General features: G+C 48.6%; 15 protein-coding genes. 3 read left to right on the top strand and 12 right to left on the bottom strand.

Annotated elements, in window-relative coordinates; genetic code table 11:
- Positions 1-144: 144 nt before the first annotated feature.
- The 10 genes from porN to lipB form a co-directional block, all read right to left on the bottom strand.
- Entirely contained in the window at positions 145-1,191 is a 1,047-nt protein-coding gene (porN, locus tag FOA19_RS08315) for a type IX secretion system ring subunit PorN/GldN (protein ID WP_223808783.1), read from the bottom strand.
- Between the two features lie 17 nt (positions 1,192-1,208).
- Entirely contained in the window at positions 1,209-2,798 is a 1,590-nt protein-coding gene (gene porM / locus FOA19_RS08310; RefSeq protein ID WP_149090269.1) for a type IX secretion system motor protein PorM/GldM, read from the bottom strand.
- A gap of 59 nt (positions 2,799-2,857) precedes the next feature.
- Entirely contained in the window at positions 2,858-3,655 is a 798-nt protein-coding gene (gene porL / locus FOA19_RS08305; protein ID WP_149090268.1) for a type IX secretion system motor protein PorL/GldL, read from the bottom strand.
- A 78-nt stretch (positions 3,656-3,733) separates the two neighbouring features.
- Positions 3,734-4,756 (bottom strand): T9SS ring complex lipoprotein PorK/GldK, encoded by a 1,023-nt coding sequence (gene porK, locus FOA19_RS08300; protein WP_149090267.1) that lies wholly within the window; start codon positions 4,754-4,756, stop codon positions 3,734-3,736.
- Between the two features lie 199 nt (positions 4,757-4,955).
- On the bottom strand, positions 4,956-5,921 hold the full coding sequence (locus FOA19_RS08295) for a PorP/SprF family type IX secretion system membrane protein (protein WP_149090532.1): 966 nt from the start codon (positions 5,919-5,921) through the stop codon (positions 4,956-4,958).
- 140 nt (positions 5,922-6,061) lie between these two features.
- Positions 6,062-6,853, bottom strand: a complete 792-nt coding sequence (locus FOA19_RS08290; protein ID WP_149090266.1) for a uroporphyrinogen-III synthase — start codon at positions 6,851-6,853, stop codon at positions 6,062-6,064.
- A gap of 63 nt (positions 6,854-6,916) precedes the next feature.
- Positions 6,917-7,963 carry a DUF4271 domain-containing protein gene (locus tag FOA19_RS08285; protein WP_223808782.1) on the bottom strand — a complete coding sequence of 349 codons (1,047 nt, stop codon included), beginning with the start codon at positions 7,961-7,963 and terminating at the stop codon, positions 6,917-6,919.
- A gap of 84 nt (positions 7,964-8,047) precedes the next feature.
- On the bottom strand, positions 8,048-9,082 hold the full coding sequence (locus FOA19_RS08280) for an MraY family glycosyltransferase (RefSeq protein ID WP_223808781.1): 1,035 nt from the start codon (positions 9,080-9,082) through the stop codon (positions 8,048-8,050).
- 73 nt (positions 9,083-9,155) lie between these two features.
- Positions 9,156-9,560, bottom strand: a complete 405-nt coding sequence (locus tag FOA19_RS08275; protein ID WP_149090264.1) for a hypothetical protein — start codon at positions 9,558-9,560, stop codon at positions 9,156-9,158.
- The gene (lipB, locus tag FOA19_RS08270; RefSeq protein WP_149090263.1) at positions 9,544-10,278 is read right to left on the bottom strand and encodes a lipoyl(octanoyl) transferase LipB; all 735 of its coding nucleotides are present in this window, start codon (positions 10,276-10,278) and stop codon (positions 9,544-9,546) included. Before lipB ends, FOA19_RS08275 begins: the two co-directional genes overlap by 17 nt.
- A gap of 154 nt (positions 10,279-10,432) precedes the next feature.
- Here lipB and FOA19_RS08265 point away from each other — a divergent pair, with 154 nt between their 5' ends.
- Positions 10,433-10,786: a YraN family protein gene (locus FOA19_RS08265; protein WP_149090262.1), complete on the top strand. Its 354-nt coding sequence runs from the start codon at positions 10,433-10,435 to the stop codon at positions 10,784-10,786.
- 245 nt (positions 10,787-11,031) lie between these two features.
- Here the strand turns inward: FOA19_RS08265 and FOA19_RS08260 are convergent, their stop codons facing one another.
- Positions 11,032-11,949, bottom strand: coding sequence for a toxin-antitoxin system YwqK family antitoxin (locus FOA19_RS08260; RefSeq protein WP_149090261.1), 918 nt, complete (start codon positions 11,947-11,949; stop codon positions 11,032-11,034).
- A 236-nt stretch (positions 11,950-12,185) separates the two neighbouring features.
- Complete coding sequence (locus FOA19_RS08255) at positions 12,186-13,064, bottom strand: septal ring lytic transglycosylase RlpA family protein (RefSeq protein WP_149090260.1); 879 nt, start codon at positions 13,062-13,064, stop codon at positions 12,186-12,188.
- A gap of 420 nt (positions 13,065-13,484) precedes the next feature.
- Between FOA19_RS08255 and FOA19_RS08250 the strand changes: the two genes are divergently transcribed.
- Both FOA19_RS08250 and FOA19_RS08245 read left to right on the top strand, forming a co-directional pair.
- Complete coding sequence (locus FOA19_RS08250; protein ID WP_149090259.1) at positions 13,485-14,393, top strand: DUF72 domain-containing protein; 909 nt, start codon at positions 13,485-13,487, stop codon at positions 14,391-14,393.
- A 119-nt stretch (positions 14,394-14,512) separates the two neighbouring features.
- Positions 14,513-16,045, top strand: a complete 1,533-nt coding sequence (locus tag FOA19_RS08245; RefSeq protein WP_149090258.1) for a gliding motility protein GldB-related protein — start codon at positions 14,513-14,515, stop codon at positions 16,043-16,045.
- The last annotated feature ends 220 nt before the right edge of the window (positions 16,046-16,265 follow it).

Here is a 16,265-nt window from a genome sequence, read left to right as displayed (position 1 = left end):
ATGGATCTGTATGGTTGGAACTCAAGGCTCTATTTTGAATTGATTGTAATAGCCTCTGTTTGTATTTCAACACAGCTTATCAATTAAAGGGCATAAAAAAGGAGACCATTTAGGGCCTCCTTTTTTATTTTATGCTTAAAGCGATTAGTAGCTCCACAAACTGTATTCAAACTCAATGAGTTCTTCCATGGCTTGTTGGGCGGCTAATAAACCTTTCTTACCAGCTCCGTATTGCTCTTCCAAACGGGCATCGTTTACGTTAGATACCTTGGTGATGTAAGAGCTGAACAGCCATAAGTCAAAGGCATCGGCCAGGTTCTTATGCTGGGCATCGTTCTGGGCGTTGAACCAGAGGGCTTCGTCTGGGTGCGCTCTGAACACTCTTGCCAGGTCACTGTACTTGAAAGAAGCAATTGGTTTCTCAAAGCCAAGGCTGTTGTATTTGGCTGGCATCACCAAAGTGATGGCCTGGATATCATGATAAAGTCTTGAACGCTTTTTATCAAATATCACGTCTTCCTTGATCTCCAGTTTGTAAAGCTCATTCGGAAGTAGCTCATTACCAGTAGTTACGGCAACCGCTGGCGCTGGCGTAGCACCGGCTTTCCCCTTGGCAGGAGTAGTAGTTTTCTTTTTAGCAGGAGCAGGCGTTCCCCAACCATCATCCTCTGCAGCAGTCGGAGCATCAAAACCAGCCGCTTTTTCAGCTTCGGTCAAACCTCCGGAGGTTTCTGTAGGAGTCATGTTGGTAAACATTTCCTGAGCCGCGATGGGGGTGTTCAAGGTGTCTGAGCGGTAAGCCTGTAACTCACCTCTTTTAACGGCTTCCATGATCAGTTTGGTGATCTGTTTGCCGTTGGAGAACATTGGGTTGTTTTGCTTCTCGCGTAAGTCAACCGCTCTCCAAACCGTTTTCTTGAACATTACATCAGACGGAGGAATTGGCCTGGCCGAGGCAGGAGCAGCCAAAGAGCTGTCCATTCTGGCCTGCATCATCTCCGCTTGCTTTTGCATCTCCTGCTGGCGAGCTAAGTCTTCCTGACGCGCCTTCTCAGCCGCAGCCGCAGCGGCTGCATTTTGCTGGGCTCTCTGCGCAGAAGTAGTTGACTTCTTAGTAGTACGCTTTTGCGCCATACTAACAACCGGCATGCTAAGCAAACCCGCTAAACCCAACACAATTAACTTCTTCATGGTACTTAAATTAACTACTAGTTAAGCTGAAAGGTGATACTTGAGTTATCAGAAGGAACAACTTCCTGCTGATCACGATAGTTCATTCGACGGATTTCTTTTACGTCGATGGCGATACGGTCACCCGGACGGGCCTGCGCAGCCAGGTTACCCAAGCTTACAGTTGGGCCATTTCCTTGTACCTGACCAACCGGACGGCTACCACGCACCAGATAAACGGTGTATTGGGTTACTCTGTAACGAGCGTCTTTAGGTAACTGGTTCTTGAAGCTTTCATCTGGAATAGCCTGTACTGATAAAGTACGTGGTCCCGGAGCTGGCATACCTCTTACTGGGTCAACCGGACGGCCGTTGGCTGAAGCAACAACTCTAGGTCTTGGTACCAGTTTCACGGTGAAGTCCTGTGAACCGATGGCGTTTCCACCGCTGCTCACGTTCAGTTTCACTTGTCTTGAGGTTGGGATAATGGTCAAGAATCCTTTCTTAGCACCTCTTACCACCGTAGCTCCAGAAGCAGAGAAAGAAGGATCATACGTAGCACCCAAAGCAGGTACCTGTACACTCAGTTCGTTTCCGCAGTTGAAGTACAATGAGTTGATAGAGGCTGACTGGATTTGCATTACCGGCTTAGCCACTACGTAGTCCTGGGTTACAGTGAACGTGGTATCACGTCCGCTGGCCTGACGGAAACGCACTTGGCCTCTCCATTGCTTTTTGGCATTACCTTCCGCATCGTAGTTACCAGCGGTAGCGGTGAATTCAATTTTACCTTTTCCGCCTTGTACCGGAATAGATCTTCCGTCAACAGACATAGTTGGAGTTACGGCATCTGAAGAAGCTGCCAAGAACATTTCGGCTTTGTATTTGGTACCAGCCGCTACTGTCTTAGACTCAGCACTGGCCATTGCAAAGATGTTCTCAAACTTGATGATGTCTGCACCTACCTGTTGGGCAAGTTTAGACAAGGTTTCTGCTTCGTATTTCAGAACCTCAGATTCTTTCTGAGCGAGGGTAGCCAACGCAGCTACCATTGGGGTTTCTTCAAAATTCAACTGCGCAAAGTTCTTCTTACGCTGGTCTTTGTTTTGGGCTACCCGTGGATCTTCTGAACCGTTCATGGCAAGCTTGGCTGGAACGCCTGGATTGTACTTGCGCAGGAAAGCTGCATAATTGTTCAGCTGCTGCTCCAGTTCATATCCTCTTCCTTTTTTCAAACCGCCAATCATCACTTCATTCACCACCTCATTGGCTTCTGGATTGATGTAGTTTCCTTCTGCATCTTTCCCCCCGGTTTCTTTTTCTAATTGGTCACGCAGACTGCGGATATAAGCTACCATTTCAGCGCTCTTCGTGCTTACTTCTTGGGCTTGCTCCACTACCTGCTTGTCTTTTGCTGTACTAGCTCCTTCAGCCACTGCTGCCTGGATACCCTTTACGGCACCTTTGTTGTCGCTCACCGTCTTACGGTTCACTTCCATCAAACTGGCATCAATGAATTGGAACTTTAAAAGTATTGCAGAGCTAACGTTCAATGCCAACAGCGCCGTCAAAACGAGATACATCATCCCGATCATCTTTTGCCGTGGCGTCTCTTTTCCTCCAGCCATAGTATCCTGTAGTGTTTACCTTTTATATAATCTTATAATTTATAGAGGAATGGCAGAGATTATCCTCTCATGGCATTTAGCATGTTGCCATACACGTTGTTCAAAGAATGCAGGTTTTTGGTCAAGTTGGTTACCTCATCTTTAAATTGCTCTGTCTCACGGCTAGCCTGAGTCAGGTTCTCCATAGCATTAGTAATGCTGCCGTAGAACTTGTTGATAGATTTCAGGTGGTTGTTGGCATCCTGAAGCTCCATTTCATACACAGCGTTCAAGGCACCCAAGTTTTTAGTCACCTGCTGAACCTGCGCATGGTAAGCTTGGGTATCAGCGGTAGCAGTTGCCATTTGAGACACCACTTGCAAGGTAGTACCGTAAGCTTCGTTGATTTTGTCTAATGAACCGGTAGCTGTTCTCACGCGGGCAGCATACTCTTTCGTAGCCACCGTAGCGTCTGTCATGTCAGAAATTTGAGCAGTGGTTTCGCTTAAACGGTTCAGGCCTTGGCCTAAAGAACTGATAGTAGCTGGTGTTACATTGGCATCACGCAGCATTTTATCTAAATCACCGGTGATTGACGGACCAGCAGCAGCAGTTGGCACAGTTGGAAGCGGACCATCATAGTCATCGCGCAACTGAGGATATACACGCTCCCACTCTGGCTCATGCGGTGGGTTTGGTTGAAAGGCACTCAGAAAGAAAATGATGGCTTCGGTACCCAAACCAACTATAAGCATTTCATTCGCTCCATCTAAGTGGAGGATTTTGAATAATGCTCCAACAATTACTACTGCTGCACCAATACCATAGATTTTTGGCATCACCTTATCGAAGAAGAAGTTGCCTCTAGCTTTACTCATTTTTTGAAGGATTTAGATTGTAACGTATTTGGGTTCAAAAATTATAAAATATAGCACTTAATAGATAGTTCCTGAAGACTACCTTCCCAGATCGAAATCTGAGGAACGGCCGATGTAGATCATCGCACTGCGGAACCCGATGAAAGAACGGGCTGAATCTTGGTATTCAAAGTTACGAACGCCTGTCTCCAGGAAGTGCGCGATGTCTTTCCAAGAACCACCACGTACAATTTTGCGTGGCTCATTGTCATCATAGTACGTTGGGTTCAAGTCCCAAACCACTGGCACAGTAGCCTCAGAGTAAGCATCTTCGCACCACTCAGCCACGTTACCTGACATATCATATAAACCAAAATCGTTAGGATAATATTGTCCTACTGGCGCAGTATATGTAAAGCCATCGCTGTAGTAGTCACCACGGCCTGGTTTGAAGTTAGCCAGCATACAGCCTTTGGCGTTACGCAGGTAAGGTCCACCCCAAGGATAAGTTGCCAGATCACGGCCACCGCGGGCAGCGTACTCCCACTCAGCCTCTGATGGCAAACGGAAGCTAGGCATTGGCGCCATGCCGCTCTCTACGTTATAATTGTTTTTGTGCTTGGTTCTCCAGTTGTTGAAGTACTTGGCGGCAAACCAGTCTACCCCTACTACCGGGAAATCATCAAATGCTGGGTGAGAGAAGTAATACTCCATCAATGGATCACCCATGTGGTAAGTAAAGTCCTTCACCCAAACCGTAGTATCTGGATAAAGCTGGGTCATCACAAACTCTTCGCCCAAAATGTCCAATGAGTCCTGGCGAATAGCATCCACGAACTGACGGTACTCGTTATTGGTAATCTCGGTCTCATCCATGTAGAAACCACCAATAGTTACCTGCTTGTTCATGTTAGACATACTGGCAGCAATGTCTTGGTCGGTCTGTCCCATATGAAAAGTACCACCCGGGCAGGCAATCATTCCGTAAGGAATCTCCTGAGGATTAAACTCAGGGCGATCTTCAGCCCCGATCACATCTCCCTGTGAATCTCTACCCATACCACAACCTGCCATCAAGACTACGCTCAGAGCAATGGCAGAAAACTGTAAAAACTTAATCATATTCTTGGACTTGAAAAAAGAAGCGTTTCCGCTAAGCAGTTATAATTTTTAAGATAGCAACTATATGTCCTGATTTAAAAAACAAAACTAGTGTTTTTTCTTGAAGATCAATAAGCTAACGAGGCAAAGAAAATAATATTTTATTCCGTTAACAATTCCCTTATCGTTAGCGATATACCCATTACCTAAAAGTAGGTATTTAAAAGAAGTAGCGGGGGGTTCTAATAGGGGGCTTTGTATTATTCTTAGGCTTTGGAAGTTTGTACCCCAGCATTACCTCATGCGAGGTGGCACTCTTCGCGTCTGTACCTACGGCGGTATAATCAAAAGCATATCCAAAGCTAAGCGCGTTGTCCTTTAACAGATAAACCCCTAACATTCCGGTGATGGCTTCACCAAATCTGTAGCCTGCGCCACCCCAGAATTTATCATTGAAAGTTGCTCTTGCACCAGCCTCCAGAGAGTTAATGCCGGCATTCATATCCCGCTTAAGCAAGACTGTAGGTGTAACGTCTATAGCGCTTGAAAGTTCCAATTCGTAGCCACCGGTAACCATAAGGTGTTTCTCACCCGTTACAGAACCAAAATTTCCATCTCCCGCCTGATTCTCAAACTGATATTCTGCTCCCAAAAGGTTAGTAATACCGCCTCCGGCGTACCAGTTCTCATGCTGAAACCACAAACCAGCGCCCATATCAAATTTCCGGTCAGAACTATTATAAGGCACCCGCACATCGCCCAGATCGTTGGCTCGGTAACCTCCTTTGCTCATATTGGTAAGACCTCCCTGCACGCCTATACCCAACACACCTCCGCCTAGAGACAGGTGATACGAATAAGCTAGCTGAGCATGGAAAATATCCACCGCCCCAATTTCATCCTTCATTACTACCAACCCAACCCCGCTTTTCAAAGAAGTAAGCGGCGCAGAGACGGTGAACAAAGCGGTTTTTGGAGAGCCGCCGGCATCAAAGGAGCCGTTGTAACCTAACCACTGATACCTGTACAGCACATTCAATTCTGTCTGGCCTTTCACCCCTGCGTACCCTGGGCTTATGAACTGCCCGTTAAAGCCATAATGGCTAAACTGCGGCAACTGTTGAGCCTGCACCAGAAAAGAAGACAGGAGTCCTACCAGAAAAATCAGAAAACCAGATTTGCGCATCATGTAAAGCATTGAAATACCCTCGGGCACCAAGAGTCGGTTGGCAAAAGCTACCAAATTATATATTAACTACCAAAGTTAATCTTAATTTTGAAGCTCTAGCCATGCTACGCACAAATCAAAGAAAAGTAACAGGGGATTTACTTTTTCTTAGAATGTTGTTGGATATAAACCTCAATGGCACCCGTCATAGAAGGTGCATTTGGCATTGGGGCTTCAATATCCAACTCAAGACCGGCATCTCTTACCGCCTGGGCAGTTGTAGGACCAAAGGCGGCAATACGTGTACCATCCTGCACAAAGTCTGGGAAGTTGGTAAACAAGGAGTGTACGCCTGAGGGGCTGAAGAAAGCGATGCAGTCGTATTTCACTTCGGCCAGGTCAGACAAGTCTGAGGCCACGGTCTTGTACATGGTTGCTTCGGTAAAGATGAACCCGTTGGCACGCATGAACTCCGGAATGTCTTCCTTCCTGATATTGGAACAAGGATACAAGAACTTCTCGCCCTTATGCTTTTTCAGGACATCAAACAGGTCAGAAGCAGTCTTGCCCCCGATAAACAACTTACGCTTACGTAAAACGATGTATTTCTGCAGATAATACGCAGTCTGGTCAGAGATGCAGAAATACTTCATCTCTGCTGGCACCTCTATCTTCCCTTCAGCACAGATTCTGAAGAAGTGGTCCACTGCATTCCGGCTGGTGAAAATAACCGCAGTATGATCTAGTATAGAGACTTTATCTTTCCTGAAGTCCTTGTAGGAAACAGGCTCAATTTCAATAAAGGCCCTAAAATCAACCTTGATCCCGTATTTTTCGGCAATGCTCAAATACGGAGAATTATCATTTGCCGGCTTTGGCTGTGTGACCAGAATACTAGAAATTTTCTTTGAATGTCTATCAGCACCCAGCTCTTCTTTACCGTCAGCCATGTTTAGAAGGTAGTTTAACAACTTTTTATCTAAAATCTACAATAATCCCAGTTTGTCAGAAATTTACACGAAAACAATGAGTTTTAGCAAAATCATCAGTGGAATCACCTCAGTGGCGCAAAGGTAGGAAAATAAATGTAGATTTTTAAGGGAATATTTTTTACTCACCGTTTGAAAAGTCCTTACTACGGTAAATACCAGAAGCGCTGTAATGCTCACATTCGCAATCCAGTAAACCACCTGCGGTGTGGAGGACCAAAGCCCCAGATAAAGGAGCAAGACAAAGGGCAAGAACAGCCCCATTCCTAACAAAGTTCTCAAGAATTCGCGGTACTGTGATAACACCATCTCGCCCACCCCGAAGATAAAACCCATGAGCCGCAGAAACAGGTATTTGAACAGCACAAACAGAAAAATCATGAGCGAATACAGCAGAATCTTGGAGATAAGATCTGCCTGCGTGGCGGTGAATAGTTGGTTCAACAGGGCTAAATCTTCCAAGTTGGTATGAATGGCCACGATCAGCAACGCAAAGGACAGCGCAAAGGCCAGCACAAACAAGATACTGGACCAGTTCCCGATGGGCTTGGCTAAGAGTCCTTCTTCCAGGGTGGAAAGTTTGGTAAAACTGCTCCACCTGAAAATACTGGCGAAGTCTGAATAGAAGGTCATCCGCAAGGCCCCGTATATAAGCCCCACCACCACCATAAAGAAAATCAGGGCACTGCGGTGAGAATCTGGCTGTTTGGGAATGGGCCTAAACGCTGCCACTGCCTTGGAGTTGATAGACGTTACGGACTGCTGGGGCACCTTAAATGAAGGGTAATTGGGCTGTTGGTCTGGGTGCCAAACAGACAACAGGTATTTCTTGCCGGGCTTCATAAACGGCGATAGGTCTATGGTATAGCGGGCAGTGGAGTCTGCCACAAAAACCAGCCGGTTGTCCAAAAAAAGGCATAGTTCCTGCCGGGCGGCAAATTCAATCTTGGGGTTGGTGAACTTATCCAGCGTGACCCATTGGTACAGCGCCTGTCGCTCCTCATGGAACTCAGGCAGATAGGGCACCAATTTATTCTGCTTGGCTTTGAAAATAAGCCAATCCGAGGACAACAGGGGCTTTAAGGTCTCAGATTGCCCCCAGGCAACCCCACACCATAAACAAAGCCCAAGAACCGCCCCCCAAAATCGCATGTGTCAGACGCTTGACGTTCTTTTTGTAGAATACTGCCCTAAAACAAGACTCAACACCAAGGAGAAACCCAGCAGGCAAAGCAACAGGATCAGGTTACCCCAATGAGAGAAGTTGAAGTCAAATAGAATCACCAGCACGTTCAGGAGCGCCAGAATCAGCACGGTAGAAACCTGGCTGAATCCCATGGCTAGAATACGGTGGTGAATGTGGTTTTTGTCAGGCGCAAAAGGAGATACGCCTTTCAGAATCCTGATAAGGGAAACCCTAACGGTATCAAACAAAGGCACAAAGAGTACGCCCAAAGCCACCGTAGGGGCAGAAGGCACCGCCCGCATCTCAATGAACTGAATAGCCATGATGGACACCACAAATCCACAGAGCAGCGAACCCGTGTCACCCATGAAAATACGGGCCTTGTAGAAGTTATACCGCAAGAAGCCCAACAAACCCCCAATCAGGCAAACTGCCACCCCAGCATAGTTGGAATATGTGTCTATGTGCGCGTACCAGAAAAAGAACCCAAAAGTGGAAACCACAATGGTCACAATGGTTCCGGCCAGACCGTCCAAGCCATCAATCAGGTTAATGGCGTTGGTAATCCCCACAATGGTGAAGAAGGTGAACCCGTAGCTCAGCCCCTCGGGCAGTTCATGGATGTTGAAAATGCCCTGGAAACTGGTAATCCGGATATTAGCAATGAACATGACCACTCCAGTGGCCAATACCTGCATAAAGAACTTTTTAAAGGCCGAGATGGAGACCAGGTCGTCTTTCAGTCCTCCGAAGAAGAGAATAATACAACCGGCCAGCACCTGCTGCACCCCGTTAGACAGATCCCCGAAGATGGTCAGCGCCGACATGAAACCGGCAAACACCCCCAAGCCACCCAACCTGGGCGTAAGAGACACGTGCACCGTCCGCTTGTTAGGCTGGTCCAGAATATTTTTCAAATGCGCCACATACACAATGGATGGGATAGCAAACAGGGTAATAAAGAAAGACCAGCTAAAGGAAAGTAGGTATGTAAAAAATTTCATGCCATGTCAAAGGTAAAAATATACGTGGGGGCCAGGCTATTCTCTCGTCCGGCAGAGATTCAAGGGTATTTTATCAGGAATGGAGGATGCCCTCTTTTTCCAGAATGGAGATATGGATAAGGTGATCTTCTGAAATACTGCCCGGCACAAACAGGAACCGTTTGTCATGGATGTTGCGGCCAATGTAATAGCTTACCCAGAACTCATTGGTGATATGGAACAAAGCCGGATCAATGGGCTCTACCTGCAAAGCCGTTTTAGGCCCCATTTGGTCAAACATGTGCCGAAGCACCGACGTCTTCACTTCCTGCCCCTCGTGCTCGCCGTATCCTTTAGAGGAAATGAGCACATTCTCCAGGTAAAAGTCATTGTTGTTGATGAAGTAAACATTCCACTCGTCCTGGCCCAATTCATTCACCTCCCGCGCAATGGCCACGGCCACGCCTTCTACCTGATGAAAATCAATGTCTTTCTTCATACTGATGCGCCAACATCTTGGCTTCAAATAGTTTTTCAAAATGGCGAAGCAGCTTCTCTTCCACCTCTTCCAGGGGCACCGCCCGCCCGATTTCTTTCTCCAGAGACGTCACCGCCTTATCTGAGATGCCACACGGCACAATGTTGCCAAAGTAGCCCAAATCTGTATTCACGTTCAGGGCCAGCCCGTGCATGGTCACCCAGCGGCTGCACTTCACGCCCATGGCGCAGATCTTCCTAGGGTTGTGCTGCTCTTCAAAGTCCAGCCACACGCCAGTCAGGCCAGCAATTCGGCCTGTCTTCAACCCATACTCAGCCAAGGTCTGGATCACTGCCTCTTCCAGCAACCGCAAGTACTGGTGAATATCGGTGAAGAAATTCTCCATGTCCAGGATAGGATAAGCCACCAACTGCCCGGGACCATGGTACGTAATATCACCGCCCCGGTTTATCTTATAGAAAGTAGCCTGCTTCTCGGCCAGGCCCTGTTCATTTAAAAGCAGATGCTCCTCGTGGCCGCTTTTGCCCAACGTATACACATGCGGATGCTGGCAAAGCAGCAGGTAGTTAGGCGTCGTCAGTTTCCCATCCTCGGGCAGAGATCTGTTCTGCGTCTTGATGTCCACGGTCGCTTTCAGGAGCTGCTCCTGATAATCCCAGGCCTGTTGGTAATCTACCAACCCCATCCTCTCAAAAACAATCTCTCTGTTCTGCTTCATGGTCCTGCGGGCTTACCTTTCTCTATATATAATGTTACTCTGCGTGGCAGCGCGGCCTCCGTCCTGTCCTATACAGAAACCTACTCTTCACGTATAGAAGGCTTTGCGAACGGAAAACTGTGCAAATTACTCATTAAACCAGCACCTACCAAAAATGGCGCATAATACTAATTTGGGGAAGCTTGGCGAACAGGCCGCCGAGGCGCACTTGACGGCGTTGGGCTACCAGGTTATAGAGAGAAATTACCGCTATAAACGCGCCGAGGTAGACCTGATTCTGGTAAAAGAAAAGACGCTGGTGTTAGTGGAGGTAAAGACCAGGAGCACCCACCAATACGGCTTCCCCGAGGAGGCCGTCTCCTCCAGGAAAGAGGCCATGCTCCAGTTAGCCGCCGACTATTATATAGAGCAGCACCAATGGCCCCACGATGTCCGGTTCGATGTAGTCTCTATTCTGTGGAAACAGGGTAGGCCTGAGATCCTGCACATAGAAGATGCCTTCCATTAAGGCCTAATGCAAATACCTTAAAGTACAGCGTGAATGAGAAAGAAGGCTCTGAATAAATCCTTTACCGCTCTTATATATTCGGGTGCCTTATGTTTTAAAGCTGATATTTGAAAATTGACCTTAAAACAGATACATATAGAAGAGTCGCTACCGAGCCAGAAAAGCAGAAAACCCGTTTCGGGGCTGTTTTTACAGAAACAGCCCCGAAACGGGTTCTTATTATTTGTGATGTCTTCTAACCGTGATCAGTCTTTTTTTTCGAACACCAGGGATCCGTGCCGGTCATACTGCTTCACCAGGACGGGTTCAATGGGTTTGTCAAAGGCGCTCTCGGCGTACTGAAACTCAAACTGCCGCCGGCCCCTGAAATCGTAGAAATTGATCCAGGTGCCCACTTTGCGGCCTTTGTCATAGGTGCCTAGCCACTCTAACTGTCCGTTTTCATAGAACTTGTAGTAGTCGCCCTGTACCTGGCCATACTGGTAGGGAATCACCTCTTTGATCTTGGTTTTAGCGGCATCATAGTACGAGATCACGGCATCGCGCAGGAAGCCTTTCTCAAAGTGCTGCCGCTGTGACAGCGTACTGTCGGTTTTGAAGGTCTCCCAGCGCAGGTGCTTGGTGCCCACGAAAAAGTACCCTTGCTCAATGAGCACATCGCCCCGCATTTTGGTATAAGGCCCGTGCAGGATGAGCATCTGGGTTTTGGAAGGGTCCAGGGTAGGCGACCGGAAGATTTTCCGCTTCTTCACGTCAAAGTAGTGCTTGTCACGCACGTACGGATTGGGCTCTTTGTACTCGCGCAGGTAGTAGAAGGTCTCCACAATCTGGTTCTTGCCCTTGCCTTGGCGCGCAAAGCCCTTCTTCACCCTATACCCGAAGTAGATCTTTTTCTTATCGTCTTTCTTCTTGCCCTTTTTAGCCTTGACGTCTTTGTCTTTGACACTATCTGGCGTGGCGGTGGCAAGAGAAGGCTTAGCCAGGGAATCGTTCAGGATGGCCGTGTCCACGGGGCTCAGCACCTCCACTTCTTTGGCTTTCTTCCAGAAAAGAAGCTTTTTCTTTTCCTTGGCTATGATCTGGGCCTGCGTTTGCTGGTGCAGCCCCCAGACTGCCAGCAGACTCAACAGCAGCACCTTTGCCCAAACTTTCTTCTCACCCATAGCAGACTTCTACTTTCTGAACTTTTGAATATAACGCCTATGACCTGTAAATGGTATACAGCCCCATACGGGAAACACCTGTGCCGGTGTTGCTGTGAACCAGAAGAACAAATCACGGCAAATAAAATTCAGCAAGATCTGTTTTCAGCCCGATTTTCCCAAAACAAGTCAGAAGCCCAGAAAACCAGACCCGTTGCGACAGGCCTGGCGGTAAGCGTAAGCGAAACAATGGAATCTTAGAGGACCGGCGTGCTGCTGGCCAACGCGGCGGGTTCCGCCACGGACTTGACCAATCCATGGAATCCTTTCTTGACCAAATCTTGGCGGGCCTGCTCGGCAGTTGCCTTGGTGACATACCTACCAGCCAGAATACGGTGCACCTTTTTCCCGTTCACGGTTTCCTCCACCAGGGAGATAGGCATCTTCTGGTACAGTCTCCGCATCTTGTCGGCTTGGGCTTCTGCGTTGCTCAAGCTCCCAAAAGCACCCGCCTGGATCACGAACACCTGCTCTTTGGCCAGGGTAGGAACCATGGGGGTTGTAGGCGAAACGGCGGAAGTCTGGGCGGGAACGGCTACGGGGCCTTTGGCTATAGCAGTCTGCTCTGCAGTGGGAACTGCCTTCTGGGCTGCCGGGGTAGCCGGTGCTTTGGCTAAAACAGCCGGCGCGGCCGCTTCTTCTAGCTTGGGCTCAACCTCTTTCAGTTTAGCCCTGCTGGCCAAGAAGTACTCCGGAAGCTCCAGCACCTCCACAGATACCTCGGCCAAGCCGTCTTTGTGGTAATTGATCTTGCGGGCCGCGGCCTCAGAAAGGTCAATGATGCGAGCACCTCTGAACGGACCGCGGTCATTGATTTTCACCACCACGCTTTCGCCGGTGGCTTCATTGGTAACTCTTACTTTGCTGCCTAAAGGAAGTTCATTGTGAGCGGCCGTGAGCTTGTGGCGGTTATAAATCTCGCCGCTGGAAGTGCGGCGACCATGGTATTTCGCTCCATACCAGGAGGCCAGGCCGTTTTGCTTATCGCCTATCTCTTGCCCTGAGGCAGTTGGCGCAAAGCTGAAGAAAAAGATAAAAAGAACGGTAAGCGCATAGTAAATTTTCTGTATCCCCATTTTAGGTTTTGTTGGTGGAACATCAATTTCGAGCCACAAAATTAGGAGTAAAATTCTTCCTAACAAGTCACCGAGGGTCAACTGCGTACTTCGCAGCTTTCACAAACTAAATAAAGTAACATGTTTTTATTTTATTATACAAATTATTATTTTAGCGATATGACAAAATTCATAAATCGTGGTATGCCAGATTTTAATATCTCGCAAAACTAATTTTATGCGTATAAAAGCGATAGAGGCGATTTTTTCAACCTAAATAGGATTAAAGTGACCTAACATCTGTTTTCTTAAATCCTTAGAAAAATAGAAAGCCAAAAATAAAAACAGATTTTTTCTTAAAAATTTAGCGCCGGCCTAAAAAAACGGGAGAAATACTGACCAAATTAGCAGACACATAGACAAAACTTAATATTTAGGCGTATGGATTTCGGCCGTTTGCCAGACATCAGAAACGTAGACTTCAGCCTACCCCAAGACCACCCTGCCACCCAGCAGGTCTTGGCCAGAAATGCCCGGCCTACGCGCCCCACTATTTACCTGGGCTGCCCTACCTGGTCTAACAAACCCTGGGTCGGGACTTATTACCCTACCGGGGCTCAGGATGCCCAACTGCTGTACTGGTACGCCCGTCAGTTCAACACCCTGGAGATGAACACCACCCACTACCGCATCCCAGACGCCAGCGCCATTCACCGCTGGAAACAGGCGGTGCCCCCTGGTTTTGTTTTCTGCCCCAAGTTGCCGCAGATCATCAGCCATGACCAGTTGCTGCAGAACGTAGGCGAACCCACCAAACAGTTCTGCGATGCTATTCTGGGTCTAGGCTTCACCTTAGGTATGGCCTTTCTGCAGTTGCCGCCATTCTTCGGGCCGGACGAGTGGCCATTGCTAGAGCAGTTCCTGATGAATTTCCCGGCTGAGGTACCGCTGGCGGTGGAGTTCCGCCATGAGAACTGGTTCAAAGAGTCCAGAATCACGCAGCGGGCTTTCCAGACGCTGGAAGAACGGCAGATCACCACCATTATCACCGATGTGGCGGGCCGCCGTGATGCGCTGCACATGCGCCTCACCACCCCCACGGCCATGATCAGGTTCAACGGCCACGGCCTGGTGCCCTCAGACTATAGTCGCCTAGACGCCTGGGCCGATCGGCTGCACCAGTGGTTGGAACAAGGCTTACAGACCATCTATTTCTTCATGCACCAGAAAGAAGTGCTGGACGCGCCGCCGGCCTTGGTACACCTTATTGACCAACTGGAGAAACGCACTGGTTTTCACTTGCAAAGACCGCAGAAGGTGCAGCAGTTTATCCAGGGGCAGCTTTTCTAACTTGTGCTTGCACTTTTAAGCTGTATTGCATAACATAGAATAGATTTCACAGGCAACCCCCACCTGGCAACTTGCATCTATCGCCTTACTTACTTGTTCCACCCAAGCCCTAACGCAAGATGTCTCTTAAAGCCCTTTTCCAGAAAAGCTGCCTCATGGTAGCGCTGCTCTCGCCCTCCGTCCTGGCTGCCCAAAGCAACGTGCCTTTACATGCGCCGCAAGACAATATCACCTTGGTCATGAAAGAGACCAAGATCAACTACACCTTTAAAGTAAGCGAAGCCGGCAAGGTAAAGCTGGTGCGCCTCGGCCCCAAGTCAAGGGCAAACAAGATGTGGGTGCTCACGGGCAAAGACAGCCTGGCGGTGCAGTACCAGAATAATCCCCACGAGAAGTTCAAGATCACCAACGGCAAAGACACGGCGCAACTGGTGTTCTCCTACTTCACGCCGCCTCCGCACGAAGACCTGAACAAGCAAGGCACCGAACAGTACACGAAGAAGAACTACCCGGAAGCCATCAACCTGTACCAAAAAGCCCTGGCGGCCATGCCCAAAGGATCGCATGTACGCTCCACGTATTACAACATCGCCTGCTGCTATGCCCTGATGGGCCAGAAAGCTCCTGCTTTGAAAGCCTTGCAGCAAGCCGTGGATGCCGGGTACAAGAACGTGGCGCACCTGAAGAAAGACACCGATCTGGACCTGCTCCGGCAGGAAAAAACCTATCTGCAGCTGGTTACCCGCCTGGAGAAGCAAAACGCCCAACTAGGTGATCCTTATAAATCACAACTGGTGACTACGGATGTACACAACTTCTGGAAAGCGTATGACCTGGCCCTCAAAGACCCGGCGCGCCAGCAGGAAATCTTTGAGAAAGAGTACTTCGGGAAGGCTTCTTTAGGGCTCCAGGACTACTATGCGAACAAGATCCTTTCCATGGAGCAATTCCTGAACAACCTCAACAACAAACCTGCGTTTTTCACCGCTATTCGCAAAAACACGCTGGAAATAGACAACATGAAGCCCGAGATCTACAAGAGCTTTCAGAAGATGAAGGAACTGTATCCGGCGGCCACGTTCCCCAATGTGTACTTTGTGATCGGGCGCTACAACTCGGCGGGCACCGCCTCTGAAAACGGCCTCCTGATTGGCATTGACCAGTACTCCCGCTCTGAGGATGTTCCCATGCACGAAATGAACCTTTGGGAGCGCAACAACTATGACTATGTGAAAAACGTGCCGCCCCTCATCGCGCATGAACTCATCCACTTCATCCAGACCGATAGAAGTTCTGACACCACCTTGCTTTCCAATGCCCTGGCAGAAGGCATGGCCGATTTCATTGGCGAACTCATCTCGGGAGTGAACACGAACAAACGGGTCCATGACTTTGCCAACCCAAGGGAGAAGCAGATTTGGGAGGAGTTTAAACAAGAGATGTACCTCAACCGCTCCTACAACTGGATCGGCAATGGCAGCCAGGAACGCCCAGACCGCCCCGCGGATCTAGGCTACTACATGGGCTACAAAATCTGCGAGGCCTACTACAACAAAGCCACCGACAAGAAACAGGCCATCAAAGACATCTTGGAAATCAAAGACGCCCGCGCCTTCTTCGAGCAAAGCGGCTACGCCGATAAGTTCATGTAGTTGGCAGTTGTTAGTTATCAGGGAAAAGCCTTCTATGGCGCAGATGTATTTCCGCGCCATAGAAGGCTTTTTTTGACCACATTAGCCTTGTTTAAGGAAGGCCTGGCCCAGTTCATCCTGCCGGATGACGACGTTACAGGGTAACGTCGCTACATATCTGCCCTTAGCGACGTTACCCTGTAACGTCGTACGCATTCCAAATTAAGCTATACTGTTCTAA

The sequence above is a fragment of the Rufibacter hautae genome, assembly GCF_008271695.1.
GTDB lineage: Bacteria > Bacteroidota > Bacteroidia > Cytophagales > Hymenobacteraceae > Nibribacter > Nibribacter hautae.
Note: the sequence above shows the minus strand (reverse complement) of the source record. Positions and strands in the feature narration are given on the sequence as shown.

What these genes read in the sequence shown, in the direction of transcription:
- porN (WP_223808783.1), bottom strand. Translation starts at nt 1,191, where the DNA reads ATGAAGAAGTTAATTGTGTTGGGTTTAGCGGGTTTGCTTAGCATGCCG.
- porM (WP_149090269.1), bottom strand. Translation starts at nt 2,798, where the DNA reads ATGGCTGGAGGAAAAGAGACGCCACGGCAAAAGATGATCGGGATGATG.
- porL (WP_149090268.1), bottom strand. Translation starts at nt 3,655, where the DNA reads ATGAGTAAAGCTAGAGGCAACTTCTTCTTCGATAAGGTGATGCCAAAA.
- porK (WP_149090267.1), bottom strand. Translation starts at nt 4,756, where the DNA reads ATGATTAAGTTTTTACAGTTTTCTGCCATTGCTCTGAGCGTAGTCTTG.
- FOA19_RS08295 (WP_149090532.1), bottom strand. Translation starts at nt 5,921, where the DNA reads ATGCGCAAATCTGGTTTTCTGATTTTTCTGGTAGGACTCCTGTCTTCT.
- FOA19_RS08290 (WP_149090266.1), bottom strand. Translation starts at nt 6,853, where the DNA reads ATGGCTGACGGTAAAGAAGAGCTGGGTGCTGATAGACATTCAAAGAAA.
- FOA19_RS08280 (WP_223808781.1), bottom strand. Translation starts at nt 9,082, where the DNA reads ATGAAATTTTTTACATACCTACTTTCCTTTAGCTGGTCTTTCTTTATT.
- FOA19_RS08275 (WP_149090264.1), bottom strand. Translation starts at nt 9,560, where the DNA reads ATGAAGAAAGACATTGATTTTCATCAGGTAGAAGGCGTGGCCGTGGCC.
- lipB (WP_149090263.1), bottom strand. Translation starts at nt 10,278, where the DNA reads ATGAAGCAGAACAGAGAGATTGTTTTTGAGAGGATGGGGTTGGTAGAT.
- FOA19_RS08265 (WP_149090262.1), top strand. Translation starts at nt 10,433, where the DNA reads ATGGCGCATAATACTAATTTGGGGAAGCTTGGCGAACAGGCCGCCGAG.
- FOA19_RS08260 (WP_149090261.1), bottom strand. Translation starts at nt 11,949, where the DNA reads ATGGGTGAGAAGAAAGTTTGGGCAAAGGTGCTGCTGTTGAGTCTGCTG.
- FOA19_RS08255 (WP_149090260.1), bottom strand. Translation starts at nt 13,064, where the DNA reads ATGGGGATACAGAAAATTTACTATGCGCTTACCGTTCTTTTTATCTTT.
- FOA19_RS08250 (WP_149090259.1), top strand. Translation starts at nt 13,485, where the DNA reads ATGGATTTCGGCCGTTTGCCAGACATCAGAAACGTAGACTTCAGCCTA.
- FOA19_RS08245 (WP_149090258.1), top strand. Translation starts at nt 14,513, where the DNA reads ATGTCTCTTAAAGCCCTTTTCCAGAAAAGCTGCCTCATGGTAGCGCTG.